The sequence below is a fragment of the Saccharothrix sp. genome, from assembly GCF_031180885.1.
Lineage (GTDB): Bacteria > Actinomycetota > Actinomycetes > Mycobacteriales > Pseudonocardiaceae > Actinosynnema.
Genome location: NZ_JAPSLK010000005.1, coordinates 87,604 through 111,151, shown reverse-complemented (window position 1 = coordinate 111,151; position 23,548 = coordinate 87,604). Strand labels below are relative to the sequence as shown.

Below are 23,548 nucleotides of genomic sequence, written 5' to 3'. Positions count from 1 at the left end.
CGTCAGACGCTGCGCAGCACCGACACGACCACACCCAGGATGGTCGCCTCGTCCCCATCGATGTCCTCGTACGCCGGGTTGCGCGGCTCCAAGACCACGTGCCCACCCCGCCGCCGGAACACCTTCACCGTCGCCTCCCCGTCGATCATCGCGGCGACGATCTGCCCCGAGTGGGCCTCCGGCTGCTGCTTCACCACCACGATGTCGCCGTCGCAGATGGCCGCGTCCACCATGGAGTCACCACGCACCCGCAGGGCGAACACAGTCCCCCGACCGGTCAACTCGCGGGGCAACTTCAGCACGTCGTCCACGTGCTCCTCGGCCGCGATCGGCACGCCGGCCGCGATGTCGCCCACCACCGGCACGGGGACGTTGTCCGAACCGGACTCGACCGACGCCCTGCCCGACAGGAACATCCGCACGTCGATCGGTCGGGTCATGGTGTCGCTCCGGCGCAGGAAGCCCTTGTCCTCCAACGCCGCCAGGTGCTTGGAGACCGACGAGGACGACTTGAGCCCCACGGCGTCGCCGATCTGGCGGGTGCTCGGCGAGTAGCCGTGGGCGCTGACCCAGTCCCGGATGGCGACCAGGATGCGTTGCTGGCGCTCGGGCAGGGCTGCGGCGTCGAGGTCGTCGAACTCGTCGTAGGGGGTCACCCGGCGAATGATAGGCCGATTGATCGGCCGATCACCGCCGTGCCCCGCCGGTCACCGCCGCGCCCCGCCGATCACCGCCGTGCCTCCGCGATCGCCTCCCGGACGGCGGGTGCCACCTCGGCGGCCCAGCGGGCCAGGGTGTCCGCGTCCGGGGTGCCGGCGCGCGGGGAGAACAGGATGAAGCCGGACGCGCCGTGGTCGAGGACCGCGCCGGTCAGCTCGTCCACCCACTGCTCGACCGAGCCGCCGATCCACCGGCCGTCCTCGCCGCGCGTCTTCGCCAACGGTGCGGCGGTGATGCGGCCGGGGAAGTTGTAGATGGTGCGGACTTCGCGCGGGTCGCGGCCCACGGACGCCGCCGCCTCGTCGACCACCGGGCGGGATGTCCGATAGCGGTCGCTGAGCCAGTCCGCCGCGTGGCCGGGGATCCAGCCGTCGGCGACCCGCCCGGTGGCCGCCAGGGATTTCGGGCCCACCGAACCCGTCCACACCGGCGGGGCCGGGGTGGGGGCGGGCTCGATCTTGTTCACCCGGTAGTGATCACCTTCATGGGTGACAACCGGCCCGCCGCCGGAGAGCTTGCGGATCAGGACGATCGCTTCCTCGAACGCGTCCACGGCGTCGCCGGCGGACAGGCGGGGCACGCCCATGTCGGCGATGCGGTCCCACAGCCCGCCCGCGCCCATGCCCAGCACGACCCGGCCGCCGGACAGCGCGGACAGCGTCGTCACCGCGCGGGCCAGCATCGGGGCCGGTCGGGTGGGCAGGTTGGTGACGTTGGCGAAGCCGGCGAGGTGTTGGGTCTGCCCCAGGACGTAGCCGATGGTGGCGTACGCGTCGAGGCGGTTGCCCAGGTAGGGGTGGTCGGACAGGGAGAAGACGTCGAGACCTTCGCGGTCGGCCCGCTGCGTCATCCGCAGCAGCTCCGGCCCGTCGTCGACCACGCTGTGCGCGCCGAACCCGAAAACCACTTCCGGCAGTGACATGGTCGTGCCCCTCAACGCTCGATGCCGAACCGCGCGGCGAAACGGCTGGTGAACAGGTCGGCGCCCTTGTACTCGACCACCGTCCCGACCGGGACCACGACGGGTCCCTCGGGCGACGGGAACTGTCCGACACCGCCGCGCGGGCCCAGCGGCAGCAGGATCATCGGGTGCGGCGCGGCCTCGTAGGTCCGGGTCGGCTCCTCGCCGCGCAGGCGGGCGGTGATGTTGGCGGCGACGACCTCGGCGTGCCGCATCGCGTACCCGGCCATCTTGGCCTCGGGCAGGTCGGTGAGGTCGCCCAGCGCGTGGACGTGGTCGTAGCCGACGACGTTGAGCGTGCCGGTGACGGCGACGGTGCCGCGCGGGCCGGGGGTGGTGAGCCGGCCGTCGGCGAGGTAGCCGCTGTTGACCCGGACCCCGTGGGCGCGGAACCAGATGTCGGCGGTGATGTCGCCGGCGGTGAACTCGGCCAGGTCCTCCGGCTCGCCAAGTCCAGCGTCACCGGCCTCGTCGACCGCACCGAGCGCAACGGCCTCGTCCGCCGGGAGCAAGACCCGCAGGACGCCAGGGGTGTGCACGTCAGCCTCACCCCAGAGGGCCGCAAGCTCGCCGAGGACTTCTACGCCGAGACCTGCCGCCGGATCCACCTCCTGCCCGCCACCGTCGACCCCGCCGAACGGGAGACCCTGGCCGACCTGCTCGGACGGATCGTCGTCGACAACGAAGTGCCGGTCGTGTTCATGACCTGAGCCACACGAATTTGTAGTGTCCCATCGAGGGCGGTTCGGCGCGGCGGGAGCGGGTGCGGCGGGGCGGGTGGCGGCGCGGCGGGGGTGGCGCGGCAGGGGTGGCGCGGCAGGGGTGGCGCGGCAGGGGGCGGCGAGGTGGCGTGGCGGGCGCGGTGGAGAGGTGGGCGCGGCGCGGCAGCCCGCCCGGCCTGTCGGCCCGCCCGGCCCGCCAGCCCGCCCGGCCCCGCCCGGCCCCGGCTGAGCCCGTCCGGCCCGGCCCAGCCCGGCCCGGTCCGGTCCGCCCAAGCTAAGCCCTGGTCACGCGCCTCGTCCCGGCCCCCACCCCAACCCCCGGCCTTCGGGTCACCGGAGTGATGCCGGCCTCATCGGCGGCCTCGCTATGCATGACCATACGTCGTCGTGCATAATTCGAGTCGTGTCCAAGGTGCTCACTTCCCTCCCCGCCGGCGAACGCGTCGGCATCGCCTTCTCCGGCGGTCTCGACACTTCGGTGGCGGTCGCGTGGATGCGTGAGAAGGGTGCGGTGCCGTGCACGTACACCGCAGACATCGGTCAGTACGACGAACCGGACATCGCCTCCGTGCCCGGCCGCGCCGCCAGCTACGGCGCCGAGCTGGCCCGCCTGGTCGACTGCCGGGCCGCCCTCGTCGAGGAAGGGCTCGCGGCCCTGGCCTGCGGGGCGTTCCACATCCGGTCCGGTGGTCGGGCGTACTTCAACACCACCCCGCTCGGCCGCGCGGTCACCGGCACCATGCTGGTGCGCGCGATGCTCGACGACGACGTCCAGATCTGGGGCGACGGCTCCACCTACAAGGGCAACGACATCGAGCGGTTCTACCGCTACGGCCTGCTCGCCAACCCGTCCCTCCGCATCTACAAGCCGTGGCTGGACGCGGACTTCGTCAACGAGCTGGGCGGCCGCAAGGAGATGTCCGAGTGGCTCCTCGCGCGCGGCCTGCCCTACCGGGCCAGCACCGAGAAGGCCTACTCCACCGACGCCAACATCTGGGGCGCCACGCACGAGGCGAAGTCGCTGGAGCACCTCAACACCGGCATCGAGATCGTCGAGCCGATCATGGGCGTGAAGTTCTGGGACCCGTCGGTGGAGATCGAGGCCGAGGACGTCACCATCGGGTTCGAGCAGGGCCGGCCGGTCACCATCGACGGCAAGGAGTTCGGCTCGGCGGTGGACCTGGTGCTGGAGGCCAACGCGATCGGCGGCCGGCACGGCATGGGCATGTCCGACCAGATCGAGAACCGGGTCATCGAGGCCAAGTCCCGCGGCATCTACGAGGCGCCCGGCATGGCGCTGCTGCACGCCGCCTACGAGCGGCTGGTCAACGCCATCCACAACGAGGACACCCTCGCCGCCTACCACAACGAGGGCCGCAAGCTGGGCCGCCTGCTCTACGAGGGCCGCTGGCTGGACCCGCAGGCGCTGATGATCCGCGAGTCCATCCAGCGCTGGGTCGGCATGGCGATCACCGGCGAGGTCACGCTGCGCCTGCGCCGGGGCGAGGACTACTCGATCCTGGACACTGCGGGCCCCGCGTTCAGCTACCACCCGGACAAGCTGTCCATGGAGCGCACCGAGGACTCGGCGTTCGGCCCGGTGGACCGCATCGGCCAGCTGACCATGCGCAACCTGGACATCGCCGACTCGCGCGCCAAGCTGGAGCAGTACGCCGGCCTGGGCATGGTCGGCAGCCGGCACTCGTCCCTCATCAGCGCCGCCCGCGTGGAGCCGACCAAGCTCATCGGCGCGATGCCGGAGGGCGGGGCCGAGGCGATCGCGTCCCGCGGCAAGACCGTGGACGACGAACTCCTCGACCACGCCGCCCTCGAATCCGGCAACGACTGATCGACGCCCGCGTGCACCGCGAAGCCGGCCACGACTGACCGACGCCCGCGTGCACCGCCTCACGGGAGGCGGTGCACGCGGTCAGGCTCGACCGGGTGACCGATCCGCCAGGGCCACCTGGTCACGCCGACACCAACCGGTGGATCTCGCGCGGCTTGGACTCCCGGTCATCGAAGGCGACATCCACGTCCGCCGCCTGCACGGCCGCGAACCCCGCCTGGAACGCCTCCTACGACTCCCACTGCACGACCGACACCACCGCGCCGCTCGCGGGCGCCCACCACCCCTCCGCCGACAGGCACCCCGGCACCGCCCGGAACACGTCGGCGACCTGCCGGACAACACGTCGGCGACCTGCCGGACGCGGACCAGGAAGGCCTCGCGGTGGGCGGGGTGCGGGTAGTGAACGCGACCATCCCGTACTTCACCGCTTGCTACTCTGCTGCCAGCCGCGCCCGATCATGCGGATCAGCGCGGGGTCGACGACCTGGTGCCGCAACGGCCGGATCGCGGCCATGTAAGCCCGCCCGAAGAGGCTGTTGGGCTTGACCAGCACGGCAATCTGGCCGCGGTGCCCGCCGCACCGAGGCCGGGTTGGCGAAGTAGAACGCCGGGACGCGGTACCAGACGTCGTCCAAAGTGGACTCCTGGCCGAGTGCTCGACGTCAGTTCCGCATGTGGTCGAGGAAGCACAGGCAGTCCCGGGTGGGCGGCGGGCGTGGGATCGGCGCTTTCAGGCGGGCTTCGGCGAGCGCGACCACCTCGTCCGGCGCGGCCAGGGCGCGGGCGCCGATCTCCGGTAACCGGTCGAGGACGTCGAGGAGGGCGGTTCCCTTCGGGAGGGCGCGGACCAAATCGAGGTCGAGCACGCCGATCCGGTCGCCGTCAGCGGCGGCGTAGGTGACGAGCGCAAGCCGTTCCTGGCCACCATGCTGAAGTTGGCGGTCGGCATCGACTACGCGCTGTTCATCATCAACCGGTACCGGCAGGTGCGTTGCCGCGGCGGCAGCGCACCTTGCCGACGAGTGCGGTGCGGGAGCGGGTGGCCGTGGGGCCGGCGCTGGTGTTGTTGGTGCTGGTGTTCCGGTCGTTGCTGGTTCCGTTGGTGGGTGTGCTGGGGTTCCTGCTCACCGTGGGGACGTCGCTGGGGGCTACGGTGGCGGTGTTCCAGTGGGGGTGGTTGGCGGATGCGGTCAACTTGGACACGACCGGGCCGTTGATCAGCCTCACGCCGATCATCGTCATCGGGATCTTGTTCGGGTTGGCGATGGACTACCAGGTGTTCCTGGTGTCCCGGATGCATGAGGCCCACCACCGGGGTGTGGAGCCGCGTGAGGCCATCAGGACCGGGTTCCGGCAGGCCGCGCCGGTGGTGGTCGCGGCGGCGTTGATCATGTTGTCGGTGTTCGCCGGGTTCGTGCCGTAGGGTGAGGCGACCATGAAGTCGATCGCGTTCGCGTTGGCGATCGGGATCCTCGTGGATGTGTTCGTGATCCGGATGGTCGTGGTGCCGGCGGCGTTGGCGCTGTTGGGGGAGAGCGCTTGGTGGCTGCCGAAGTGGTTGCGGTGGTTGCCGGAGCTGGACGTCGAGGGGACGGCGTTGACGGGGACGGTGGAGGTCGAACGTCCTCGGGTGACCGTCGACGCTTAGAGCGCGAAACGCGTTCCTCCTCGAAGGCCGGTGCCGCAGGTTTCCCTCATCGCGGGCACAGGTAGAACAACTCGGGGTCGCCCTCGTCCAGGCCGTGGAGCAGGCCGACCGGGTTCCACCCCGCGCGCTGGAGCAGTCGCTGCATCGGCTGGTTGGACACGTTGGTCGAGGTGAACAGCTTCGGAGCGGTGCGGGAACGCTCGGCGGACTCGAGCAGACGCGCGCCGACGCCTCGGCCACGGGCGCCGGGTGCCACCATGAGCATCGTGACGAAGCCCTGTTCGAAGAAGGTGTACTCCACCACGCAGTAGCCCACGGGCCCGGACGTGCCCTCGGCCACGGTCACCAGGCCTTCCCGGCACCACCGCCGGATGCTCGCCCGCCGCCGGCCGTCACCCTCGGCCGCGACCGAGTCGATTCCGACCAGCTTCTCCACATCCGACTCATCCGCGCGGCGCACGGCGAACTCACCGAGATCCACTGCACCCACGGAACCATGTTGTCAGCTCGACATGGCTACCGGCCATCTGATCGACAGCGGTGTCCAGACCGATCCAACCCCGACGGTTCGACCGCCGCGCCCGCGCGGGCGTCTGGCGCATCACCCGTTTGGTGTGCGCAACTAGCATGACGGCATGGTCAAGTCCCGCCGTCGGTCGGCGTCGCCGTTCTGGAAGTACCTCGAAGCCAGCATGGAAAGGAGCGGGTTGAGCACCAGTGATCTCGTGCGTGCCGTCGGTGTGCACCGCAGCCGGCTCACCGACTGGCGGCGGGGGAGGTCGGTGAGTCTGGAAACCGCTCGGGCGTTGGCACACCTGTTCGAGGTGCCGATCCTGGAGGTGTTGGTGGCGGCCGGGTTGTTGACCCAGGACGAGGCGGACGCCCGGCCGTTGCGGGATGCCACGTCGATCAGTGACGAGGTGCTGGTCGCGGAGTTGCACCGGCGGCTCGGGATGGGGGAGCGGGAACCCGAGTGAGGCTCGGAGCGTCACAAGCGCCATGCGGATCATGGTCGTCCTCGCCCTGGTCGCCGTGTTCGGCACGGCCGGACCGGCGGTGTCGGACGCCTGTGCGTGTGGCGCGATCGTGGCGAACGAGAAGCTCCAAGCCCAGCAGGAGACGGCGCTGGTCGAGCTGGACGGGCGCACCGAGGCGATCACGTTGTCCGTCGACGCCCGCTCGGACGCCTCGCAGGCCGACTTCCTCGTGCCGGTGCCCGCGCGGGCCCGGTTCGAGGTCGCGGACGGCGGGTTGTTCGCCGAGTTGGACCTGATCAGCCGGCCGGAGGTCCGCAAGCGCCAGGTCGTCGTGGACGGGGACGGGAGCGGGGCCGCGCCGCCGGAGCGGGGTGGGGCCACCGTCGTGGACCACGTCGAGGTCGGGCCCTACGAGGTCGCCCAGCTCGCGGGCACCGACTCGACGGCCGTCCAGCGGTGGCCGGGTGACCACGGGTTCACGCTGCCCACCGCCCTGGGCGGCGCGCTCACCCCGTACCTCGCGGAGAACCGGCTGGTGGTGGCGGTGCGCCTGGCACCGTCGTCGGGCAGCCTCGCGGACGGGCTACCGCCCATGCGGGTGGAGTTCGAGACCGACGCCCCGGTCTACCCGATGAGGCTGTCCGCCGCGGCCGAGCGCGTGCAGCCGCTGCGGCTGCACGTCCTCGCGGACCACCGCGTCGACATCGGCAACCCGGCCCCACGGGGTCGGGCCCCGAGCTGACGTTCGCCGGACCGGTGGACAGGCACCCGGATCCCCCGAAGGTGTCCGCGCTGTTGCCCGGACACGGGCGTTTTCCTGCGCCGCAGACTGGCCACGTGATGGCGGGACGATCGTGGCTCAGCGGCGGCGTTTCTTGAGGTATGCGGCCAGTTCGTCGTAGGCGCCGGCGTCGTTGCCGTACAGCGCGTAGTTGCGCGCGGTTTCCATCCACTCGCCGATGCTCGGCCGCACCGACCTCGCCGCCTCCTGAAGGTGCCGCTGCGTGATCGGCGAGTGCCGCCCGCTCGACATCGTCTCGTCCAGCGCGCTCTCCGTTGCCTGCTCGCAAATCAGCGCGAGATCCGCGCCGGACATCCCGTCCGTCGCCTTCGCGATCTTCCCCAGGTCCAACCGCTCGGTCGGCCGCCCCCGCAGGTGGAACGCCAAGATCGCCTCGCGGGCCTCCACATCGGGCGGCAAAACGAGCACGCTGCGGTCGAAACGGCCTGGGCGGAGCAGCGCTGTGTCGATGTCCCACGGGTGGTTGCTCGCCGCCAGTACGAACACGCCCTCGTTGTCCGTGCTCGCCCCGTCCAACTCCGCCAGCATCTGGTTCACCACACCCCGCATGGACGACCCACCCCCACGCAGGTTCGACCGCTTCTGCCCCAGAGCATCCATCTCGTCGAAGAACAGCACACACGGACGGTTGCGGCGGGCGGTGTCGAAAATGCTGTGGAGGTTGCGTTCGCTGCTGCCGATCCACATGTCGAGAACGTCGTTCAGGCCGATCTCGTAGAAGTTCGCACCCAGCTCACCGGCCAGCGCCCGCGCGATCATCGTCTTCCCGCACCCCGGCGGACCCCACAGCAGCAGGCCGCCGCGCAAGGACTTGCCGAAACGGAGGCTCAGCTCCGGATTGCGTAGCGGTGCCAGGAAGGACAGTTCCAGGCGCTTCTTGACGTCCGCCAAGCCGCCGATGTCGGCCAGGGTCACGCCGGTCGGGCCGATGTCGCCCAACGGTTCGGTCATGGGCTCGCTGGACGACCACTGCTGGAAAATCTCGTCGGCGGTGTCGGGCACGGTGGACGCCCGTACCGGAGGAGGAGCGGGGGACGGAGGGGCGGCAGAGGGCGAAGGGGTGGCCGGGGGCGAAGGGGCAAGGGCGTCGGCTAGGCGTGTGTAGGAAGCGGCCTTGGGGTCGCCCATGGCGTGGGCGGCAGCGGCGGCGGTGCGTAGGGCGGCCACGTGGTCGGGGACGGCGGCCAGGACGGTGGTCGCCTGTTCGAAGGCCTCGGCCGGGCGACCGGCCTCCAGGAGGAGCCGAGCTACGTGTTCGCGCACCGCGTGGTTGTCGGGGTCCGCGTGAAGTGCGCCTAGCAGGGCCTGGATCACCGGGTCGTCCGTCACGCGGCGTAGGGTACTGGCACGGCGCACCCGGGGTGGGCCGGTCGTGGGGGGTGTGATGGACGACGGTGCTGAGGTCGCGGTCCAGCGCGGGCGGGTGTTGCTCGACCTCGGGCGGGCGCGGGAAGCCGAGGCTCAGTTCCGGGCGGCGCTCGCGGCGGACCCGGGTGATCCCCGAGTGCACACCCTGCTTGCGCAGGCACTGCTGAGGCAGGAGAAGTACGCCGACGCGCGGGACGCCAGCCGGGCAGCGCTGGCGGCTGCGCCGGAGTTCGTGCTGGCGCACTCGACGCTCGCGGCGGCGCTGGCTGGGCTGGGTGAGCACGCAGCCGCACTGGACGCGGTCCGGGGCGGGTTGGCGCTGGCGCCCGAGGTCGCCGGGCTGCACATGCAAGAGGCGTACGTCCTGTTGGCGCAGAAGCGCAACGCCGAGGCGCTGGTCAGTGCCGAACGCGCCCGCGCCCTCGACCCGGGTGACGCCGACACCGCCGCTGCCCAAGCCGCCGTCCTCTACGAGTTGCAACGCCTGGACGACGCCGACGAAGCCGTCCGGGAGGCCCTCCGGATCGACCCGCAGAACCTCGACGCGCACCGGGTCCGCGGCCTGCTGGCGCTGCGCCGCGGTGGTGGCCGCCGAGCCGTGGACGCCCACCGCACCGCGATGCGCCTCGACCCCACCGACACCGGCATCCGCGAAGGACTCTCGGTCGCCCTCAAGTCCCGCAACCCGCTTTACGGCCTGCTGCTGCGGATGAGCCTGTGGCTCAACGCCCAACCGAAAGCCCTGCGCTGGGGCTTCCTGCTGCTGCCGTTCATCCTGACCCGCCTGCTCCGGCCGTTCGAGGGACAGACCTGGGCTCGGGTCCTTCTGGTACTGGTCGTCGCTCTGGTGCTGTTGAGCTGGACGTTGGAACCGTTGATGAACCTCGTCCTGCTCTGCACCCGCGACCGGCACCTGCTCAACCGGGCCGCCCGGCTGGCCACGTTCGCCTTCGTCGGGTTCGGCGGCGCGGCGCTCGTCGTGGCGGTCCTCGGGACGGCCGGGGGTCCGTCGCGGCTGCTCGGGCTCGCGTTCGGACTGGGGTTGTGGGCGATGGCGGTCGGGTCGGCGCACACCATCGGCGCGAAGCCCCGGCGCATCCTGCTGACCGCGTCCTGGGTGGCCGCCGCGGTGGCGGTGTTCGCGTTCGCGGCCACGTTGGGCGGGTCGGGTGGGGCGGCCGCGGCCGTGGGGATGGTGTTCCTCAGCGGCATCGCGGCGACCTGGTTCACCGTGCTGAGCTAACGCCGGCGCTTGCGCGGCAAGGCTTTGCGCAACAGCTCCGTCTCGCGTTCGGAGGCGCTGCGCGCGAAGTGCAGCAGCACGCCTTCGGGGTCGCCGGACGTGGATAAGACCTGGCGCAACGCGTTCGCGGCCGCCTCGGCCCGCCCCACGGCCGGTTCGTAGCGGTAGGCCTTGCCGTCGAGTTCGCGCTGGACCCAGCCCTTGCGGTGCAGGTTGTCCAGCACGGTCATGACCGTGGTGTACGCGAGCGGCTTCCCCAACCGGCCCAGGACGTCGCGGACCTTCATCGTCCCGGACGCGCCCCACAGCACGTCCATGACCGCGCTCTCCAGTTCACCGAGTCCATGCATAGCGCCCCCCTTGCTCGTCCCACATGCTACCGAGCGTGAGTCACCAAGGACGGGCCGTGTCCGGGCGCGTCGAAAAACCTACCGGCGCAGGTTGACGAATGGGTCGGAATTTGATTGTCCGGAATGATCGACGATCTTGTCCGGTGATCGGGAATCGGTCATTCCGGCAATCGGGTGAAACACTCCGGAGTGCGCTGTTCGGACGCCCGTAGGGCTGCCTTTGCGGGCGTTGACACCGCAGTGTGACCTGCATAACATGGCGACCCGCTGCCTGGGCGAAGAGGCCGTGAACGAGGTGGGAAAGGCGGCCTGCGAGCGCCTGGGAAAAGGGGGAGTGGTGGCGGGGGCCGATTCCGGGTTCGGGGCGTATTCACGTTTGCTGCGGGAGCCCGGGGCGGTCGCGTTGGGATTCTGGGGCATGGTCGGTCGGTTCCCCATCGCGATGCGGCCGATCAGTTGCCTGTTGTTGATCTCGGCGGTCACCGGGTCGTTGGGGGACGCGGGTGCGGTGGCGGCGGCCATGCTCGTCGCGCAAGGGCTGGCCAGTCCGGCGCTGGGTCGGCTCGCGGACCGGGTGAGCCAGCGGCGGGTGCTGCTCACCGCCTGCGCCGCCCACGCGGCGGCGATCACGTCCCTGGTCGTCGCGATCCTGCTCGGCGCACCGCTGTGGCTGCTGGTCGTGGCAGCGGCGGCCACCGGGTGCGCCTCGGTGTCGTTCACGTCGTTCATGCGGGCTCGCTGGACGAAGATGGTGGACCACGGACTGCTGCGCACCGCCTTCGCGCTGGAGTCCGTGCTCGACGAAACGATCTTCCTGCTCGGTCCGCTGCTGGTCACCGCGTTGGCCGGCGCGCACCCGGCGGCCGGGCTGGTCGCGTGCGCGGTGCTGACCACGGCGGGGTCCGTCATGGTCGCGCTGCACCGCAAATCCGAGCCGGTGCCGGCACCGACCGCCGAACGGCCGCCGCGGGCGATCGGTGTGCCGGGCGTGCGGGTGCTGATGGTCGCCTACGCGGGCATGGGCTTCCAACTCGGCGCGGTCGACGTCACGATGGTCGCGTTCGCCCGCGAGTGGTCGATGCCCGCGCTGGGCGGGGTGTTCCTGTCCCTGACGGCGGTCGGCAGCCTCGCCGCCGGGGTGGTCTTCGGGGCGGTGGACGCGAAACTGCCGCCCAGGCGGCTGTTGACGGTCACGACCGGGGTGTTGGCGCTCGGGGCGGTCCCCTTGGCGTTCGCCGGTTCCCCGCTAATGATGGGTTTCCTCGCCGTGGTGGCGGGCATCGCCATCGCGCCCGCCCTCATCACCGGCAGCACGCTGCTGGAGTCGTTGGCGCCCAAGGGTTCCCTGTCGGAGGGGTTCTCGTGGCTGACCAGCGCGGGTGCGGTGGGCATCGCGTCGGGCACGGCGGTGGGTGGTCGGCTGGCCGACGCCGGGTTCGCCCGGTCGGCGTGGGTGGCGGTCGGCGGCGGGGTGCTCGCCCTGGCGCTCAGCGTCGGCGGTCGGGCGGCCCTGCGCCCGAGGCAAGAAACGACAGCACAGTGAGGAGTGCAGCAATGAGCACAACGGGCTTACCGGTGCCGCGCCTGTCGTTCGACGAGTTCACCGCCTTCGGGCGGGAAGCGCTGATCCGGGCCGACGTCCCGGTGGTGATCACCCTGCCGGACAGCGTGCAGGGCCTGGGCCGCGACGGCGTGGCCGAGCGGCTGGCGGGCATGCGCGTCACCCTGTTCACCGAGCCGAGCAACAAGCAGAACTCCCAGCGCTGGACCACCCGCGAGATCGAACTGCGCGAGTTCTTCGCGGACGAGCGCTACCTGAACGACCCGGGCACGTGGAACCGGATCGTCTCCAACATCCGCAACAGCCCCGAGGACGTCAACGCCATCCTCGGCTTCGACGCCGCGAAGCTGTTCGACTACCAGCGCTCCCTCAACGCCGCCAACCTGTGGATCAGCCACAAGGGCGTGTTCACCCAGAGCCACTTCGACGAGCTGGAGAACTTCAACATCGCCCTGGAGGGTCGCAAGCGGTTCGTGCTCGCGCCGCCCGGGTCGTTCGAGTACTACCCGCGGTCGATCCGGCGCGGGTTCGGCGACAAGTCGCAGGCCTTCGACTTCGACGACGTCGACGCCCGCCGCTTCCCCAAGCTGGTGGCCAAGCTCGCGCAGCGCCGCGAACTGGTCCTCGAACCCGGCCAGATGCTGTACCTGCCGCTGGGGTGGTGGCACCAGGCGGAGTCGTTGGAGGACATGAACATCAACATGAACTTCTGGCTGCGCGACCCGAAGATCTTCCGCCGCCCGTACGTGCTGGGCGTGGCGCTCTACACCGCGCTCTACCGCAAGCTCAAGGGCGTCTACAACTACCAGCCCGCCGAGGGCGCGAAATGAGGGACATCGACCCGACCCACCGCTACCGCAACAACGACAAGGCCATCGGCGTCGGCAACGCGTTCTGGGACATGTCCGAGCAGAACGGCCTGGCGGGCATCGTGGCGGACCTCGACGACGGCGTCCTGCGCACCGCCGACGGGCACGAGTTCGTCAACTTCACCTGCTGCTCCTACCTCGACCTGGACTCGCACCCGGCGGTGATCGAGGGCGCGGTGGCCGCGCTGCGCCGGTTCGGCGTGCTGGACCACTGCATCCCGCGCAGCCGCGTGCAGATCCCGGCCCTGCTGGAGCTGGAGGCCTCGCTGGGGGAGCTGTTCGGCGCGGACGTGGTCAGCGCGATCTCCGCCGGCGTGGCCAGCGCGGGACTCCTGCCGCTGATCGCGTCGGGCCACCTGGGCAACGGGGTGCGGCCGCTGATGGTGTTCGACAAGAACTGCCACGTGTCGATGGCCGGCGCGAAGCCGTCGTGCGCCGACGAGACCGAGGTGGTGACCTGCGACCACCACGACGTCGGGTTCCTGGAAGACATGTGCAAGCGGTACCGGCGGGTCTGCTACGTCGTGGACGGCTCGGACAGCCTTGGCGGGTACGCGCCCGTGCGGGAACTGGCGGAGTTGCAGGAGAAGTACGGCCTGCTGGTGTACTACGACGACTCGCACTCGATCTCGGCCTACGGGGAGCGCGGCATCGGCTACGTCCGCTCGCACAGCCCGGTCCTGGACGAGCGGACGATCACCGTGGCCACGTTGAACAAGGCGTTCGGCACCAGCGGCGCGGCGATCATGCTGGACGGCTACCCGAAGAAGGTGCTGCGGATCGTGGAGCGGTTCGCGGGGGCGTTGAGCTACTCGCAGCCGATGAACACCGCGGCGGTCGGCGCGTCCCTGGCCTCGGCGGAGATCCACCGCACGCCGGAGCTGGGCATGTTGCAGAAGCGCTTGTACGCCAACATCGAGCTGTTCGACTCGTTGCTGGCGTCGGAGCAGTCCGGGTCCACGTACCCGATCCGGGTCGTGCCGGTGAGCGACGAGGCGGTGGTGGCGGCCGGTCGGCGGGTGTTCGAGGCCGGGTTCTACGTCTCGCCGGTGTTCTTCCCGATCGTCGCGCGCGGCACGGCCGGGCTGCGGGTGATGTTGCGCGCCGGGCAGACCGAGGAGCAGATCCGGTCGCTGTGCGCGGTGCTGGGGGAGGCGACCGCCGCATGAGGGCCATTCCGCGCAGCATCCTGTACACGCCGGCGTTGTCGTTGGACCGGGTGGTGAAGGCGTGGACTTATGACGCTGATGTGCACCTGATCGACTTGGAAGACGGTGTCCCGGGGCCGGAGAAGCCGGCGGCACGGTCCGTGTGCCTTGCGGCGCTGGAGAAAGCGCCCGAGCCGCGGAACATCGCCGTGCGGGTCAACCAACTGGGGACCATCGAGGCCGTCCGGGACGTCGTCGCGCTCACCGAATCGCCCGTGCCGCCGGGCATCGTGATGATGACGATGGTGGACTCGGTGGTGGAAGTGGGCCTGTTCAGGGACATGTTGGCTTCGGCGGGTGTCCGGCCGGAGATCTACGTGACCGTGGAGACGCCCGCCGCTGTCCTGCACGTCGATGCGATCGCCGAGGCGGCGGACGGCCTGGTCCTCGGGTCGGCCGACCTGGCCGCGACGCTGGGCGTCGAGATCACGTGGGCGGGCATGTTGTCTGCAAGGCAGGCCATGGCGTTGGCGTGCGCACGTTACGGGACGGCGTGCATCGACACGGCCAACTTCCGGCTCGCCGAACCGGACGTGCTGGCCGACGAGATCGAACGGGCGCGTGAACTCGGGTTCCACGGCAAGGCCACGGTGCACCCGAGTGAGTTGGCCGCGATCAACGCCGCCCTGCGCCCCGACCCGGAACGGCTGGCGCACGCCCGGCGCGTCACCGAGGCCGTGCGGGCGGCGGACGGCGGGATCGCGGTACTGGACGGCAGCATGGTCGGCCCGCCCTTCGCCCGCCTCGCCCGGGACACCGTGGCCGCCGGCGACGCCTGGGCCGCGCGCTTCGGCCCCGTGGGAGGTGCGAGATGACCGAAGTGGCCGTGATCGGGACCGGCGCCATCGGCCGGGACCTGGTCGGCAAGATCCACCGCTCACCCGTACTGGATTGCGCCCTGGTCGCCGGGCGCAACCCGGAGTCGGAAGGCCTGAAGCACGCCGCCCGGCTCGGCTACCCCACCTCCGCCGAGGGCATCGACGCCGTCCTGGCCGCCGGACCGTTCCCGATCGTCTTCGACGCGACGAACGCGTTGTCGCACAAGGAACACTGGCAGCTCCTCAAGGACGTCGACACCCTCCTCATCGACCTCACGCCGAGCCGCGTCGGCGACATGGTCGTCCCCACCGTCACCGGCACCCGCGCCCCGGCCGCCCGCGACGTCAGCCTCATCAGCTGCGGCGGCCAGGCCGCGATCCCGGTCGCGCACGCGCTCGCGGGCCGGTTCCCGGTGTCCTACCTGGAAGTCGTGTCGACGGTCGCGAGCCGCATCGCGGGCCGGGCGACCCGGCTCAACCTCGACGAGTACGTGGCCACCACCCAGACCGCGCTCACCGAGTTCTCCGGCGTGCGCGACACCAAGGCGATCCTCAACATCAGCCCGGCCGTCCCACCCGCCACCTTCCGCACCGCCATCCACGCCGTCGTGCCGGGCGCTTCCGCCACCGAGGTCCGCGCGGTGGTGGCCGAGGCCGCCGAACGGGTGCGGGCCTTCGCGCCCGGCTACCGGGTGTTGGCGTGCGAGGTGAACGGCGACCGGGTCGTGGTGTCGCTGGAGGTGGCGGCGGACAGCGACGTGCTGCCTCGTTACGCCGGCAACCTGGACATCATCAACTCGGCCGCCATCCTGGTGGCCGAGCAGCACGCGGCGCGGCCGGTGGTGGTGGGCGGGTGAAGCCGGTGACCATCTACGACCCGACCCTGCGCGACGGCCAGCACGCGGTGAAGCACCAGTTGAGCGCGGCGGCGTTGCGCGGGTACGCGGAGGCGGCCGACGCGGCGGGCATCCCGGTGGTCGAGGTCGGGCACGGCAACGGGCTCGGGGCGTCCTCGCTCCAGGTCGGCCGGGCCGCCGTGAGCGACGACGTGATGCTGTCGACCGTGCGGGAAGCGTTGCGGCACAGCCGGATGGGCGTGTTCATGCTGCCCGGCTGGGGCACCTCCGACGACCTCCGCAAGGCCCTCGCGCACGGCGCGGACGTGGTCCGCGTCGGCGTGCACTGCACGGAGACCTCCCTGGCCGAACGCCACCTCGATTTCCTGGCGAGCGAGGGCGCGGAAGCGCACTGCGTGCTCATGATGAGCCACATGGCCTCGCCCGCCGAACTCGCCGGGCACGCGGTTACCGCGGTCGGATACGGAGCCCGGGGCGTCGGGATCATGGACTCGGCGGGCCACTTCCTGCCATCCGACGTCAGCGAGCGGATCGGGGCGATCGCCGAAGCCGTGGACGTGCCGGTGATCTTCCACGGCCACAACAACCTCGGCATGGCCGTGGCGAACTCGGTGGCCGCCGCCGAGGCCGGGGCCGCGATCATCGACGGCTGCGCGCGGGGCTTCGGCGCCGGCGCGGGCAACACCCAGCTGGAGGTCCTGGTCCCGGTGCTGGAGCGGACCGGTTACCGCACCGGCATCGACCTGTACGCCCTGCTGGACGCGGCCGAGTTCGCCGAACGCGAGCTGATGCCCGCGCCGCCGGTGACCGGGTCGTTGAGCATCGTCAGCGGTCTGGCCGGGGTGTTCTCCGGGTTCAAGCACCCGGTGCTGGAGGCGTCCGCGCGGGCCGGCGTGGACCCGCGTGACGTGTTCTTCGAGCTGGGTCGACGGCAGGCGATCGCCGGTCAGGAGGACCTCATCGTGGACGTCGTCGCACACCTGCGGGAGGTCGCCCGATGACCGACCCGGAAGCCCTGGCCCGCGTGGTGGACGCGCTGGCCGAGGCGTTCGCCGACCTGTCCGCCGGCCGCACCCTCTCGCCGTCCCGCACCGTGATCGAGCACGGCCCGCACCGCCAGCTCCTGACCGGGACGGCGGTGTGGGAGCGGCGCGGCGTGGCCACGGTCAAGATCACCACCATAACGCCGGACAACCCCGATCGCGGGCTGCCGCTGATCCACGGCACGGTCGTCCTGGTCGACCTGGAGACGGGCCGTGTGACCGCCCAGTTCGACGGTGCCGACCTGACCGCCGTGCGCACCGGGGCCACGGCTGCTTTGGCCACGCGCTTGTGTGCTCCGGAGGACGCCGCCGAGCTGGCCGTCATCGGGGCCGGCGTTCAGGCTCGTGCGTTGGTGCGGGCCATCTCTGCCGTCCGGCCCGTCGAGCACGTCCGCGTCCACTCCCGCACTCGGCCGGACGCCTTCGCCGAGTGGGTCCGAGAGAGTTTCGGGCATAGTGTTTCGCTGGACGATGACGTGAAAACGGCGGTCGAAAACGCAGCGATCGTCTGCACGGCCACATCTACCGACGACCCGACTCCGCTCGTCGATGCGTCCTGGATCGCGGACGGCGCGCACGTCAACGTCATCGGTGGCACGCACGAGGACGCCATCGAGGTGGACCCGACGCTGCTGGCCAAGGCTTTTGTGGTTGTGGAGCAGAAGGAGGCGGCCATCGCCGACGCGGGGGAGGTGCGGGCCGCCTTGGCCGGTGGGTTGATCCGGGAGGCCGACCTGCACGAGATCGGCGCGATCACCGGTCGTCCGCCCGGTGCGACTTCGGTGTTCCGCAGCGTTGGGATGCCGATCGAGGACACCGCCGCGGCGGCTGCTCTCTTCAGCTTCGGCAGCGGACCATGAACGAGCGCTCGAACACGATCACGGTCTCCCCGGTCGACTTGGTCCCCGTGGTCTCGACGGTGATGATCCCGTTGCCGGGCCTGGACTTCGAGAGCCGCCTGCCGAGGATGCGGCTGGTCGCGTAGAGCGTGTCGCCGACGAAGACCGGGTCCTTCAGCCGGACCCGGTCCCAGCCGAGGTTGGCCACCGCCCGCGCGGACAGCGCCTGCACGGTCATGCCACCCACCAGGCACAACGTGATGCCGCTGTTGACCAGCACCCGCCCGTACTCGGCCCGCGCCCCGTAGTGGGTGTCGAAGTGCAGCGGGTGCTGGTTCATGGTGAGCAGGGTGAGCCAGGTGTTGTCGGTCTCGGAGATCGTGCGGCCGGGCCAGTGCCGGATCACCATGCCCGGCTCGAAGTCCTCGTAGTCACCGCCGTGTTCCTCGACGTACTCGTTGTCCCCGACGCGGCGCAGGGTCATCGCGGCACTCCTTCCCGAGCGGTCACCGCAAACCGTACAGTCGTTGCCTGCCACAGTGGACGGAGTGGATTCGGGGGACTTCGTGACCAAGACCCATCCGTGGTTCGGCGCCCGCCGGCTTCCGGTCATGGCTCCCGCCGACACCATCCGGGAGATGCTCCGCACCGGCATCCGGGACACGGGGTGGCCCTACCAGCCGCTGATGCCCGCCGCTCCGATCGCCATCCCGCGCAAGTCCTACGCCGAGCTGTTCCGGGTCACCGCCGCGCTGCTGGACCTGGTTCGCCGGACCGCGCTGGAGGCCGGGGCGACGACGGCGGATCGCCTTGCCGCGTACCGGATGCCGGAGAGCGAGCACCGGCTTTTCGTGGCCGACCAGTTCGTGGAGGAGCGTTACGCGGACTGCGTGACGCGGCCGGACATCGTGATCGGTGAGCACGGGCCGCAGTTCCTGGAGTTCAACGTCAGTGGCGCGCTGGGTGGGCCGGTGGAGACCCACTGCCGGCTGGAGGTCTGGCGCGCGTTGTACGCCGACGAGTTCGGGCGTGCGCCCTTCGAGCACCGGAGTCCCTTTGCGGTGCGGGCGGAGATGTTCCGTCACCTGAGCGAGGAGTTGGGGGTGACGCCGAGGATCGCGGTCGTGGGCAGTACCAGGGATCAAGGGGTCGAGTCGACGCGGTACTTCGATCTGGAGACCGAGTACTTCAACAACCACGGGCTTGCGTCTCGGTTTTTCGAGCCGGAGGACCTGCACGAGGCTTGGGACTGCCCACCGCACTTGCGGTATCCGTTGGGGCTGCGGAACTTCACGATTCCGGACTGGGTCGAGCTGGGGATCGGTGTCGATCCGGTGCAGGAGGCTCTGGACAACGGGTGTCTGTTGGTGGGGACGCAGACGTCAACGTTCTTGTCCAGCAAGCTGACCATGGGGTTGTTGTCGGAGGGGCGGCCCTGGATGACTGCTGCGGAACGGGATCTGGTTGCGCGGTACCTGCCGTGGACGAGGGTGTTGACGGAGCGCAAGACCACGTGGGAGGGACGGATCGTCGACCTGGTTCCTTTTGCGGTGGAGCACAAGGACGAGCTGGTGTTGAAGGAGGGGTTGGGGATGAGCGGGAAGCAGGTGATCATCGGGAAGGATGCGACGGTGGCGGAATGGGAGGCCGCCGTGGGCCGGGCTGCTGGGATGGGGACCAGTGTGGTGCAGCGGTATGTGGAGCCGCGGGGGTGCCGGCTGGCTATGGTCGCGGACGGGGTTGACGAGCCTTACGAGGCTGTGGTTGCGCCGGTGTTGGGGCCGTTGTTGTTCGGGGGACGGCCGGCGGGGTTGTTCGCCCGGTTCTTCGGTGACGGGCGGGGTGGGGTGGTCAGTGTGATGGGGGCCAACAGCTCCGACAACTGCGTGGTTGCCGTCTAGTGCTGTGACCGCACACGTTCACCGGCCCCGGGGGTGCCGGCGGGGGCCGTCGGTTCACTGATCCGCGGCGTTCAGCTGACCAGTTCCGTCATCGCGTGCGGCCCACCGCCGGTTCGAGCAGCGACAACGCCCGCCGCTGCGCATCGAGACCGACGCGGATGCCGACCGGCATCGGCAGGTTCGGGCCGGCATGCCCGAACTCGACGTTGCCCAGGACCGGGATGTCACGGTCGCCGAGGACGTCGAGGACCATCTCGGGCAGGGTCGGGGAGGCACCGGGCTCGAGTCCGCTGATCTCGCGCGGAACGCCGACGACCATGCCGGAGATCCGATCGAGGATGCCGCAGTGTCGCATCACCTGCAGATAGCTCCACACGTGCGATGCCAGGCCACCCGTCTCCTCCCAGAACAGCACCGCACCGTCGAACCGTTCGAGCGGCAGCGCGAAACGCGTCGCCTGCGCCAGCACGATGCGATTGATCACCCCGCCGATCAGCCGACCTTCGACACGACCGGGACGCCGGCACTCCCACGACGGGCTCACCGGCAGCGCACCGATCGCCGCGGTACCGGTCGGCAACCTGGAGTAGAGCTTCTCGAGTTCCGCTTGGCGCGCCACGGGCGCAGACTGCCAGTGCCCGCCGAAGCCGGGACCGCCATGTCGGCGTGGAACCCGACCAGACCCGTGCGCGCGTAGAGCACCAGATGCAGCAGCGAGATGTCGCTGTAGCCGAGGATCGGCTCGGGGTCGGCCCTGATCGCCTCGACGTCGATCAGGTCGAGGTAGCCGAGCGCCGTTTGGCCACCGTCACTCGCGATGATCGCGCGCACCTCAGGATCACGCAGAAGACCGTTGAGCTCCCCGGCGATCTCCGCGGGCGTGGCCGCGCTCCACCAATGGCGCCGACCTGCTTCGAGCAGCGGAGCCCGACGCACGCGGAATCCCATCCGCTCGAGCACAACCACCGTCCGCTCGACGTTGGGCTCGTGAGCGGCATGCAGCGGACCGGACAGCGATGCGATGACAACGAGATCTCCGGGCCTCAAGGCACGCGGTCGAAGCAGTTGAGGCAGTGCGGAACCGGTCATGGCGTCAGTGTCGCCAGTGGCCTTGGCAGGGTCACGCGGTTTTCGCCGGCCGTCCGCCCCAGCCCTTCTCGCTGCGGATGCGGGCTCGCCGGCGCAACTGGGCCGCGAGGACATCTGGATGGTGGGCGTTGGTGTTGCGCCGGCACAGGCAGGCCTGCAGGGCGCGGGTCTGGGCGGTGTGGTTGTGGTGGTCGGAGTTGGCGACGCTGAACTGCCGCAGTGGCCCGAAGTGGGCCTCGACCGGGTTGGCCCCGGACGCGCAAGATCGACTTCAGCGCGGCGAGGGTCCCGGTCGGAGCACTAGCCGCAGAGCATTTGTTGGATGGCGTCGGGGCCGAGCGCTTCGAGGAGCTGTTCGATCAGTTCGGGGCGGAGGGCGTCGCCGAGGATCGAGATCTCGCCGTTCTCGACGCTGATCCGGAGCCGGACCAGGCCGCCGGTCGGGTGGTCCGCGTACTCCTCGGGCTGGACCAGGTCCGGGAGGCTGTCCACGAATTCGTAGTTCGTCATCGCCAGATCCCTTGGATTGTGGTGCCGCAGTGCGGGCAGGTGCCGGTGTTCAGGTCGTTGCGGTCCAAGCCCCAGATGGTGCGGTGGATGACCGGGGTTCGGCAGGTCGGGCATTGGGTGGTGCGGCCCTCGTCGCCCAGGGCTCTTTCCACGTAGACGTGGTGGAGGCCGGCTTGGTGGCCGATCTCGCGGGCTTCGGCCAAGGCGGAGGGGGTGGTCGGGTTGTCGTGCGTGCGGCGGTAGGTGGGGGTGAAGCGGAGGAGGTGCCAGGGGACGGCCGGGCTGATGTCGGCTATGAAGGTGGCGATGGCCGTCAGGTCTTCGGGGGAGTCGCAGACGCCTGGGATCAGCGGGGTGCTGATCTCCAGCCAGACGCCGGCGGTGTGCAGGGCGCGGACGGTGTCCAGGACCGGGATGACGGGGGAGCCGGTGAGCTTGTGGTGGCGGGCGTCGTCGGTGCCCTTGATGTCGATGTTGACGGCGGTGAGGGCGGGGGCCATCAGCTCGGCGGCTTGCGGGGTGAGGAAACCGTTGCTCTTCCAGAGGACTCGTGCGCCCTGTGCGGCCAGGTCGAGGGTGAGTTCGGCGGCCAACGAGGGTTCCGAGTAGGAGAGGGCGACGAAAGCGTCTCGGGCGGTGGCGTCGCGAGCGGTTTCCTCGGCGTCGACCGGGGTGGCGGACCAGGTGTCGTGGTCGCGGCCGTACTGGGAGATGCGGTGGTTGACGCAGTAGTCGCAGCGGAACGTGCAACCCGGCGCGGCGAGTGTGACCGTGTGGGAGCCGGGGCGCACGTGGTAGAAGGGCTTGCGCTCGACCGGGTCCAGGTGGCGGACCGAGGTGGCTCGGGTGGCCGTTTCGAGGGTGTCCGCGGTGCGGCGGCGGACCTTGCAGGCGCCCAGTTGGCCGTCGGCGAGGGAGCAGCCGGTCGGGCAGAGCGTGCACAGGAGCCTGGTGCCGGAGGGCTCGAAGAGGACCGCGGGGGACCAGGTCACCTCGCGGCTGGATCGGTCCATCCCGCGATGATGGCACGGGGGTGGGAAGGGGTGTGGGCCGCTGCGCGGCTTCACCCGAACAGCGGAGGGCGCCCGCCCCGGGGGAACGGGACGGGCGCCCTGCGACTACTGCGACTACGGGATCGCTGTGACCACCGGATCGCTGTGACTACGGGGTCACGCCGAACTGGTTGGCCAGGTCGGTGAGCATGGCGTTGGCGCCCTGGAGGCTCACGGCGGTGAACCACGTGGTGTCGTTGACGTCCACGATCTTGCCCTTGAGGGTGCCCCACAACGGGTTGGCCTGGAACTTGGCCTTCGGGTCCTCGGCGTTCTTCGTCTCGTCCTGGTAGGCGGCGACGAACAGCATGTCGCCGTCCAGCTTGGTGATCTCCTCCTGGCTGAGGTTCACCGAGATCTTGTCCTTGACGTCCGGCTGGCCGTCGGGGCGGCCGATGCCCGCGTCGGCCATGACGATGCCGGGGTAGGACGCGCTGCTGTACAGGCGGACCGTCGGCTCACCCTCGACGAAGCGGACCACGGACGCCTTCGGGTCCTTGCCCAGCTTCTTCTTGATGTCGTCGCCGATGCGCTTGGCGCGCTTCTCGTAGTCGGCGATCTTCTGCTCGGCCAGGCTCTCCTTGCCCAGGGCCTTGGCCAGCAGGCGGATGTTGTCCTTCCAGCTCGCGCCGGTGGTCTGGCTGAACACCGTGGGCGCGACCTTGGTGAACTGGTCGTAGAACTTCTCGTGGCGGACCTTCGCCGAGACGATCAGGTCCGGCTTGATGTCGTAGAGCTTCTCGACGTCCGGGTTCTCCAGCGGGCCGACCTGCTGGGCGCCCTCGCCGTACTTGCGGTCGTCGCCGAGGTAGTCCGGGAGCTGGTCGTAGTTGCGGTACTTCGTGTACGCGACGACCTTGGCCTCCAGGGCGAGGGCCGCGTCCACGTAGCTGGAGTCGAGCGCGGCCACGGTCTGCGGCTGCGTGTTCAGGGTCGCGGTGCCCATCACGTGCTCGACCGAGCGCGGGTAGCCCGGCGCGGCGCTACCGGTGGTCTGCGTGGAGGCTTTGTCACTGGCCGTGCACGCGGTCAACGCCAGCAGCGCGGTGGTCGCGGCTACGGCTGCTCGCCAAGGTGTCGTCATGTGGGCACTCTCTCTGCGCTTAGGCTTACCTAACGGACCTTAAGATGACGTCCGTCCGAAGTGGAAGTCGACAG

25 protein-coding genes and 3 pseudogenes are annotated in these 23,548 nt (G+C 70.4%); 15 read left to right on the top strand and 13 right to left on the bottom strand.

Annotated elements, in window-relative coordinates; translation table 11 throughout:
* Nucleotides 1-2: 2 nt before the first annotated feature.
* Together lexA and RIN75_RS10160 are read right to left on the bottom strand one after the other, a co-directional pair.
* Nucleotides 3-656 (bottom strand): transcriptional repressor LexA, encoded by a 654-nt coding sequence (gene lexA, locus RIN75_RS10165; RefSeq protein WP_309111574.1) that lies wholly within the window; start codon nucleotides 654-656, stop codon nucleotides 3-5.
* A 71-nt stretch (nucleotides 657-727) separates the two neighbouring features.
* Nucleotides 728-1,642 (bottom strand): LLM class flavin-dependent oxidoreductase, encoded by a 915-nt coding sequence (locus RIN75_RS10160; protein WP_309111573.1) that lies wholly within the window; start codon nucleotides 1,640-1,642, stop codon nucleotides 728-730.
* On the opposite strand from RIN75_RS10160, the pseudogene RIN75_RS10155 reads away from it, so the two are divergent.
* The 3 genes and pseudogenes from RIN75_RS10155 to argG form a co-directional block, all read left to right on the top strand.
* Nucleotides 1,636-2,163: pseudogene (locus tag RIN75_RS10155) on the top strand (hypothetical protein); the annotation flags it as partial. The gene RIN75_RS10160 and the pseudogene RIN75_RS10155 overlap by 7 nt on opposite strands.
* Nucleotides 2,164-2,214: 51 nt before the next feature.
* Nucleotides 2,215-2,391: a hypothetical protein gene (locus tag RIN75_RS10150; protein ID WP_309111721.1), complete on the top strand. Its 177-nt coding sequence runs from the start codon at nucleotides 2,215-2,217 to the stop codon at nucleotides 2,389-2,391.
* Between the two features lie 415 nt (nucleotides 2,392-2,806).
* Nucleotides 2,807-4,252, top strand: a complete 1,446-nt coding sequence (gene argG, locus RIN75_RS10145) for an argininosuccinate synthase (protein WP_309111572.1) — start codon at nucleotides 2,807-2,809, stop codon at nucleotides 4,250-4,252.
* Between the two features lie 424 nt (nucleotides 4,253-4,676).
* On the opposite strand, the pseudogene RIN75_RS10140 reads toward argG, so the two are convergent.
* Nucleotides 4,677-4,832, bottom strand: a pseudogene (locus RIN75_RS10140) (DUF2867 domain-containing protein); the annotation flags it as partial.
* A gap of 85 nt (nucleotides 4,833-4,917) precedes the next feature.
* Nucleotides 4,918-5,121 carry a hypothetical protein gene (locus tag RIN75_RS10135; RefSeq protein ID WP_309111571.1) on the bottom strand — a complete coding sequence of 68 codons (204 nt, stop codon included), beginning with the start codon at nucleotides 5,119-5,121 and terminating at the stop codon, nucleotides 4,918-4,920.
* Nucleotides 5,122-5,294: 173 nt separating this feature from the next.
* On the opposite strand from RIN75_RS10135, the pseudogene RIN75_RS10130 reads away from it, so the two are divergent.
* A pseudogene (locus tag RIN75_RS10130) lies at nucleotides 5,295-5,903 on the top strand (MMPL family transporter); the annotation flags it as partial.
* A gap of 46 nt (nucleotides 5,904-5,949) precedes the next feature.
* On the opposite strand, the gene RIN75_RS10125 reads toward RIN75_RS10130, so the two are convergent.
* Complete coding sequence (locus RIN75_RS10125; RefSeq protein WP_309111570.1) at nucleotides 5,950-6,393, bottom strand: GNAT family N-acetyltransferase; 444 nt, start codon at nucleotides 6,391-6,393, stop codon at nucleotides 5,950-5,952.
* 145 nt (nucleotides 6,394-6,538) lie between these two features.
* Here RIN75_RS10125 and RIN75_RS10120 point away from each other — a divergent pair, with 145 nt between their 5' ends.
* Nucleotides 6,539-6,880: a helix-turn-helix transcriptional regulator gene (locus tag RIN75_RS10120; RefSeq protein WP_309111569.1), complete on the top strand. Its 342-nt coding sequence runs from the start codon at nucleotides 6,539-6,541 to the stop codon at nucleotides 6,878-6,880.
* A gap of 22 nt (nucleotides 6,881-6,902) precedes the next feature.
* Entirely contained in the window at nucleotides 6,903-7,622 is a 720-nt protein-coding gene (locus RIN75_RS10115) for a DUF2330 domain-containing protein (protein ID WP_309111568.1), read from the top strand.
* A gap of 117 nt (nucleotides 7,623-7,739) precedes the next feature.
* Here the strand turns inward: RIN75_RS10115 and RIN75_RS10110 are convergent, their stop codons facing one another.
* Nucleotides 7,740-9,011: an AAA family ATPase gene (locus tag RIN75_RS10110; RefSeq protein ID WP_309111567.1), complete on the bottom strand. Its 1,272-nt coding sequence runs from the start codon at nucleotides 9,009-9,011 to the stop codon at nucleotides 7,740-7,742.
* A 55-nt stretch (nucleotides 9,012-9,066) separates the two neighbouring features.
* Here RIN75_RS10110 and RIN75_RS10105 point away from each other — a divergent pair, with 55 nt between their 5' ends.
* Nucleotides 9,067-10,293: a tetratricopeptide repeat protein gene (locus RIN75_RS10105; protein ID WP_309111566.1), complete on the top strand. Its 1,227-nt coding sequence runs from the start codon at nucleotides 9,067-9,069 to the stop codon at nucleotides 10,291-10,293.
* Here the strand turns inward: RIN75_RS10105 and RIN75_RS10100 are convergent.
* Nucleotides 10,290-10,643 (bottom strand): BlaI/MecI/CopY family transcriptional regulator, encoded by a 354-nt coding sequence (locus RIN75_RS10100; RefSeq protein WP_309111565.1) that lies wholly within the window; start codon nucleotides 10,641-10,643, stop codon nucleotides 10,290-10,292. The two genes, RIN75_RS10105 and RIN75_RS10100, sit on opposite strands and share 4 nt — an antisense overlap.
* A 337-nt stretch (nucleotides 10,644-10,980) precedes the next feature.
* On the opposite strand from RIN75_RS10100, the gene RIN75_RS10095 reads away from it, so the two are divergent.
* Genes RIN75_RS10095 through RIN75_RS10065 form a run of 7 tightly spaced genes read left to right on the top strand, consistent with a single transcriptional unit; the run spans nucleotide 10,981 to nucleotide 17,859 of the window.
* Nucleotides 10,981-12,186, top strand: a complete 1,206-nt coding sequence (locus RIN75_RS10095; RefSeq protein ID WP_309111564.1) for an MFS transporter — start codon at nucleotides 10,981-10,983, stop codon at nucleotides 12,184-12,186.
* 11 nt (nucleotides 12,187-12,197) lie between these two features.
* A complete protein-coding gene (locus RIN75_RS10090) occupies nucleotides 12,198-13,034 on the top strand; it encodes a cupin-like domain-containing protein (protein ID WP_309111563.1) in 837 nt (278 codons plus the stop codon).
* Nucleotides 13,031-14,242 carry an aminotransferase class I/II-fold pyridoxal phosphate-dependent enzyme gene (locus RIN75_RS10085; protein WP_309111562.1) on the top strand — a complete coding sequence of 404 codons (1,212 nt, stop codon included), beginning with the start codon at nucleotides 13,031-13,033 and terminating at the stop codon, nucleotides 14,240-14,242. The genes RIN75_RS10090 and RIN75_RS10085 overlap by 4 nt, the downstream gene beginning before the upstream one ends.
* A complete protein-coding gene (locus RIN75_RS10080; RefSeq protein WP_309111561.1) occupies nucleotides 14,239-15,096 on the top strand; it encodes an aldolase/citrate lyase family protein in 858 nt (285 codons plus the stop codon). Before RIN75_RS10085 ends, RIN75_RS10080 begins: the two co-directional genes overlap by 4 nt.
* The gene (locus RIN75_RS10075; protein WP_309111560.1) at nucleotides 15,093-15,956 is read left to right on the top strand and encodes an acetaldehyde dehydrogenase (acetylating); all 864 of its coding nucleotides are present in this window, start codon (nucleotides 15,093-15,095) and stop codon (nucleotides 15,954-15,956) included. The genes RIN75_RS10080 and RIN75_RS10075 overlap by 4 nt, the downstream gene beginning before the upstream one ends.
* Nucleotides 15,953-16,957: a 4-hydroxy-2-oxovalerate aldolase gene (dmpG, locus tag RIN75_RS10070; RefSeq protein WP_309111559.1), complete on the top strand. Its 1,005-nt coding sequence runs from the start codon at nucleotides 15,953-15,955 to the stop codon at nucleotides 16,955-16,957. The genes RIN75_RS10075 and dmpG overlap by 4 nt, the downstream gene beginning before the upstream one ends.
* Nucleotides 16,954-17,859 (top strand): ornithine cyclodeaminase family protein, encoded by a 906-nt coding sequence (locus RIN75_RS10065; RefSeq protein ID WP_309111558.1) that lies wholly within the window; start codon nucleotides 16,954-16,956, stop codon nucleotides 17,857-17,859. Before dmpG ends, RIN75_RS10065 begins: the two co-directional genes overlap by 4 nt.
* Here the strand turns inward: RIN75_RS10065 and RIN75_RS10060 are convergent.
* Nucleotides 17,837-18,322, bottom strand: coding sequence for a MaoC family dehydratase (locus RIN75_RS10060; RefSeq protein ID WP_309111557.1), 486 nt, complete (start codon nucleotides 18,320-18,322; stop codon nucleotides 17,837-17,839). The two genes, RIN75_RS10065 and RIN75_RS10060, sit on opposite strands and share 23 nt — an antisense overlap.
* A gap of 64 nt (nucleotides 18,323-18,386) precedes the next feature.
* Here RIN75_RS10060 and RIN75_RS10055 point away from each other — a divergent pair, with 64 nt between their 5' ends.
* Nucleotides 18,387-19,739, top strand: a complete 1,353-nt coding sequence (locus RIN75_RS10055; RefSeq protein WP_309111556.1) for a hypothetical protein — start codon at nucleotides 18,387-18,389, stop codon at nucleotides 19,737-19,739.
* An 88-nt stretch (nucleotides 19,740-19,827) separates the two neighbouring features.
* Here the strand turns inward: RIN75_RS10055 and RIN75_RS10050 are convergent, their stop codons facing one another.
* From RIN75_RS10050 to RIN75_RS10030, 5 genes are all read right to left on the bottom strand, one after another.
* Nucleotides 19,828-20,283, bottom strand: a complete 456-nt coding sequence (locus tag RIN75_RS10050; protein ID WP_309111555.1) for a hypothetical protein — start codon at nucleotides 20,281-20,283, stop codon at nucleotides 19,828-19,830.
* Entirely contained in the window at nucleotides 20,280-20,828 is a 549-nt protein-coding gene (locus RIN75_RS10045; RefSeq protein ID WP_309111554.1) for an LD-carboxypeptidase, read from the bottom strand. Before RIN75_RS10045 ends, RIN75_RS10050 begins: the two co-directional genes overlap by 4 nt.
* A 300-nt stretch (nucleotides 20,829-21,128) precedes the next feature.
* A complete protein-coding gene (locus RIN75_RS10040) occupies nucleotides 21,129-21,338 on the bottom strand; it encodes a radical SAM-modified peptide, FtsH ternary system-associated (protein WP_309111553.1) in 210 nt (69 codons plus the stop codon).
* Nucleotides 21,335-22,351, bottom strand: coding sequence for an AmmeMemoRadiSam system radical SAM enzyme (gene amrS, locus RIN75_RS10035; protein ID WP_309111552.1), 1,017 nt, complete (start codon nucleotides 22,349-22,351; stop codon nucleotides 21,335-21,337). Before amrS ends, RIN75_RS10040 begins: the two co-directional genes overlap by 4 nt.
* A gap of 148 nt (nucleotides 22,352-22,499) precedes the next feature.
* Nucleotides 22,500-23,474: an iron-siderophore ABC transporter substrate-binding protein gene (locus RIN75_RS10030; RefSeq protein WP_309111551.1), complete on the bottom strand. Its 975-nt coding sequence runs from the start codon at nucleotides 23,472-23,474 to the stop codon at nucleotides 22,500-22,502.
* Nucleotides 23,475-23,548: the final 74 nt, after the last annotated feature.

Coding starts and splice junctions, on each gene's coding strand:
- RIN75_RS10160 (WP_309111573.1), bottom strand. CDS start 1,642: ATGTCACTGCCGGAAGTGGTTTTCGGGTTCGGCGCGCACAGCGTGGTC.
- RIN75_RS10120 (WP_309111569.1), top strand. CDS start 6,539: ATGGTCAAGTCCCGCCGTCGGTCGGCGTCGCCGTTCTGGAAGTACCTC.
- RIN75_RS10115 (WP_309111568.1), top strand. CDS start 6,903: ATGCGGATCATGGTCGTCCTCGCCCTGGTCGCCGTGTTCGGCACGGCC.
- RIN75_RS10105 (WP_309111566.1), top strand. CDS start 9,067: ATGGACGACGGTGCTGAGGTCGCGGTCCAGCGCGGGCGGGTGTTGCTC.
- RIN75_RS10100 (WP_309111565.1), bottom strand. CDS start 10,643: ATGCATGGACTCGGTGAACTGGAGAGCGCGGTCATGGACGTGCTGTGG.
- RIN75_RS10090 (WP_309111563.1), top strand. CDS start 12,198: ATGAGCACAACGGGCTTACCGGTGCCGCGCCTGTCGTTCGACGAGTTC.
- RIN75_RS10085 (WP_309111562.1), top strand. CDS start 13,031: ATGAGGGACATCGACCCGACCCACCGCTACCGCAACAACGACAAGGCC.
- RIN75_RS10080 (WP_309111561.1), top strand. CDS start 14,239: ATGAGGGCCATTCCGCGCAGCATCCTGTACACGCCGGCGTTGTCGTTG.
- RIN75_RS10075 (WP_309111560.1), top strand. CDS start 15,093: ATGACCGAAGTGGCCGTGATCGGGACCGGCGCCATCGGCCGGGACCTG.
- RIN75_RS10065 (WP_309111558.1), top strand. CDS start 16,954: ATGACCGACCCGGAAGCCCTGGCCCGCGTGGTGGACGCGCTGGCCGAG.
- RIN75_RS10060 (WP_309111557.1), bottom strand. CDS start 18,322: ATGACCCTGCGCCGCGTCGGGGACAACGAGTACGTCGAGGAACACGGC.
- RIN75_RS10045 (WP_309111554.1), bottom strand. CDS start 20,828: ATGACCGGTTCCGCACTGCCTCAACTGCTTCGACCGCGTGCCTTGAGG.
- RIN75_RS10040 (WP_309111553.1), bottom strand. CDS start 21,338: ATGACGAACTACGAATTCGTGGACAGCCTCCCGGACCTGGTCCAGCCC.
- amrS (WP_309111552.1), bottom strand. CDS start 22,351: ATGGACCGATCCAGCCGCGAGGTGACCTGGTCCCCCGCGGTCCTCTTC.
- RIN75_RS10030 (WP_309111551.1), bottom strand. CDS start 23,474: ATGACGACACCTTGGCGAGCAGCCGTAGCCGCGACCACCGCGCTGCTG.